The 3253-nt window shown below is 79.6% G+C and carries 2 protein-coding genes and 1 tRNA gene; 1 reads left to right on the top strand and 2 read right to left on the bottom strand.

The genetic code is table 11. The features are described 5' to 3' along the window. Positions 1-63 precede the first annotated feature (63 nt). Both ACFW1I_RS33800 and ACFW1I_RS33805 read right to left on the bottom strand, forming a co-directional pair. Positions 64-135, bottom strand: a tRNA-Val gene (locus ACFW1I_RS33800). Between the two features lie 45 nt (positions 136-180). Further along, positions 181-627 carry an SRPBCC family protein gene (locus tag ACFW1I_RS33805; RefSeq protein WP_384677170.1) on the bottom strand — a complete coding sequence of 149 codons (447 nt, stop codon included), beginning with the start codon at positions 625-627 and terminating at the stop codon, positions 181-183. An 80-nt stretch (positions 628-707) separates the two neighbouring features. Here ACFW1I_RS33805 and ACFW1I_RS33810 point away from each other — a divergent pair, with 80 nt between their 5' ends. Continuing rightward, complete coding sequence (locus tag ACFW1I_RS33810) at positions 708-3113, top strand: SCO7613 C-terminal domain-containing membrane protein (RefSeq protein WP_384677172.1); 2406 nt, start codon at positions 708-710, stop codon at positions 3111-3113. Positions 3114-3253 lie beyond the last annotated feature (140 nt).

Raw genomic sequence — 3253 nt, forward strand, 5'->3', positions numbered from 1 at the left:
GGGCGCGCGCTCACCCCGCGCGTCGCGGTCGCGCGTCGCCCCCCCCCCCCCCCCCTCTCCCGGTGGGCGATACTGGGATCGAACCAGTGACCCCTTCGGTGTGAACGAAGTGCTCTCCCGCTGAGCTAATCGCCCGGGAACGGGTTGAACCATACAGGGCTCACGGGCCGGGTTCCAAATTCATCCGGAGCGCAGGCGGGCGGCGAGCCCGCGTCGGCCGCCGCGCATCATCAGGGCGTGGTTGGCGCGGAAGAAGGGGCGGCCGGGGACGGCGAGGAGGCGCAGCAGCCGGGCGCGGACCTCGACCTCCTGTTCGTACAGGGCGTGGGTGCCGGTGCCGTCGGGGGTGAGGGTCCAGCGGGCCCAGCCCTCCAGGTCGCCGTCGAGCCGGACCTCCAGCACGCGGGCCTCGGGGTCCTGACGCAGGGCGCGGGCGGTGACGTGGAGGTCGTACGGGAGCAGGGAGCGGAAGCGGGCGGTGCCGGTGGTGCCGTCGCGGGGGACGACGGCGCGGACCTGGGGCCACCAGCGGGGGTAGTCCTCGGCGTGGGCGAGGACGGCGTAGACCCGGTCGGGCGGGGCGGCGAGCCGCCAGACGCTGCGGAAGCGGTACCGGCACCAGTCCATGGGTCCAGTGTGGGTACTCGGTGCGGATCTGAGTAGCAGCGCGCATTCCCGGGACGCGGGCGCGGCGCGACACTCCGGTCATGGACATGAAACTGCCGCCGGCCGAGGAGCTGCGGCTCGTCGACGAGGAGCTGGGCCGACTCGACGCGCGCCGGGCCGAGTTGCTGGCCCGGCGGGCGTGGCTGCTGGGCGTGCTGTACTCCCCCGCCGGGCGGCCGGCCGCGCCGTTCGGGGGTACGGCGCCGGCGGAGACCTCGCCGCGCGGGGCGCAGAACGCGCTGCTGACGCTGGGCGGGATCCTGCTGGCGGTCGCGGCGCTCGCGTTCACGCTGGTGAGCTGGGGCTCGATGGGGATCGCGGGGCGTTCGGCGGTGCTGTTGGCGGTGACGTCGGCGGCGCTGGCCGCGCCGGCGGTGCTGCTGCGCCGGGGGCTGGCCTCGACGGCGGCGGCGGTGGGCGCGCTGGGGCTGGTCCTGACGGTCCTGGACGCGTACGCGCTGCACCGGGTGGCGCTGCCGGGGACGGACGGGACGGGGTACGCGGCGGTGGCCGCGGCGGTCCTGGCGGGTGTGTGGGCGGCGTACGGCGGGCTGCTGCGGGGGCTGCGGCTGCCGTTCCCGGCGGCGGTGGCGGCGGCGCAGCTTCCGCTGCCGCTGGGCGCGGTGGCGGCGGGCGGCGGTCCGGCGGTCGTGGCGTGGGCGGCGGTGCTGACGGCGGCGGCGGATCTGCTGCTGCTCGCGCGTCCGGTGGTGCTCGCGGCGCGGATCACGGCGGGGGCCTCGGCGGGCGTGCTGGCGGCCTGGGCGCTGCTGACGGGCGGCTGGCTCTCGGTGACGAGCCCGTGGACCGGCGCTCCGCTGCTGGTCGGCTGCGCCGCGCTGTGCCTGTACGCGGTCCGGGCGGCGCGTCCGGCGGCCGGTGCGCTGGCGGCGGTGGCCGGTCTGGCCGTGGTGGCGGCGGTGGGCGGTCCGGTGCGGGCGGCGCTGCCGTCGGACTGGGCGGTGCCGGTGTACGTGGTGTGCGGTCTGGCGCTCGGGGCGCTGTGGCGGCCGGTCGGGGCCGTGCGGATCCCGGACGCGGTACGGGCGGGGTTCGGGCTCGCCGGGGGCGGGGTCGCGGCGCTCGGGGTGGTGTGGGCGCTGCCGCCGGTGCTGGGCGGGCTGCTGGGCCCGGCGGACCGGAGCGCGGGCGTCTGGTCCGGCGCGCACGCGGAGCCGGTGCCCGTCGGGTATCCGGCGACGGCGGCCCTGGTGCTGCTGCTCGCGGCGGGCGGGGCGGCGGCGACCGGGCGGCTGTGGGGCCGGTGGGGCGCGGTGGTGCTCGGCTGGGCGCTGCTGACGGCGCTGCCGGTGGTCCTGGAGCTGCCGTACGCGGCGGGGCTCGCGGTCCGGCTGGTGGCGACGGGCGGGGCGCTGGCGCTCGCGGTGCGGCCCGGGGCGCTCACCCGCGGTCTGCCGGAGCCGGCTCCGGCTCCGGAGCGTCCGGCGGGCGCCTGGGGCGCGGCGTGGACGGCCGGGGCGCAGGCGGCACCGGTGGCGCCGGGTGCGCTGCTCGCCTGGACGGGTCTGGCGGCCGGGTCGGCCTCGGCGCTGCTGTCGGCGCTGGACACGCGGGCGGCGACGTTCGCGGTGCTGGGGGTGCTGCTGGGGCTGTTCGTGGCGGCGGCCGTGCTCGGTGCGGGTGCGGTCCGTGAGGTGGCGTCCTCGGCGGCGGTGCTGGCGGCGGCGGGGCTGGCGGGTGCCGGGTCCGCGGCGGCGGGGTTCGCGCCGGCCACGGCCGGGCTGGTGCTGCTGCTCGTCCCGGCGGGCACGGCGGCCCTGGCGGCGCGGTTCCGGTCGGCGGCGGTCGAGGCGACGGGGGTGGCGGTCGGCGCGGTGGGCCTGGCGCTCACGGTGCCGCGGCCGGCGGTGCTGGCCCTGGCGCTGGCGCTGGGCGGTCTGATCGCCGCGGCGACGGCGCTGCGGCCGGAGCGCCGGCGGGCGGCCTCGTGGGCGGCGGGGGCGCTGTTCCTGGCGGCGGCGTGGGTGCGGCTCGCGGTGTGGGGGGTGACGGTGCCGGAGGCGTACACGCTGCCGGTGACGGTGCCGGCGCTGGTGGTCGGCTTCCTGCGGCGGCGCCGGGACGCGGCGGCCTCGTCCTGGGTCGCGTACGGCCCGGGGCTCGCGGCGACGCTGCTGCCGAGCCTGGTCGCGGTCTGGTCGGACCCGTCCTGGGTGCGCCCGCTGCTGCTGGGGACGGGGGCGCTGGCGGTGACGCTGCTGGGGGCGCGGTTCCGGCTGCGGGCGCCGCTGCTGCTCGGCGGGTCGGTGCTCGCGCTGGTGGCGGCGCACGAGCTGGCGCCGTACGTGGTGCAGCTGGTCGGGGCGCTGCCGCGCTGGCTGCCGCCGGCGGCCGCGGGGCTGCTGCTGCTCGCCGTGGGCGCCACCTACGAGCGGCGGCTGCGGGAGGCGCGGCGGCTGCGGGAGCGGCTGGCCCGGATGCGGTGAGCCGGGCCCCGGGAAGCGCCGAGGGGGCGGGGGCGGGGGTGGGGTGGCGGGGCCCCCGGCCGGGGGGGGGGGGGTGGGGGGTGGGGGACAAGATCCCCGAGGGGTGTGACGAAGTGTCTGACACCCAGTCAAAAACGCCC

The sequence above is a fragment of the Streptomyces sp. NPDC058955 genome (genome assembly GCF_042741435.1).
In the GTDB taxonomy this organism is placed as follows: domain Bacteria; phylum Actinomycetota; class Actinomycetes; order Streptomycetales; family Streptomycetaceae; genus Streptomyces.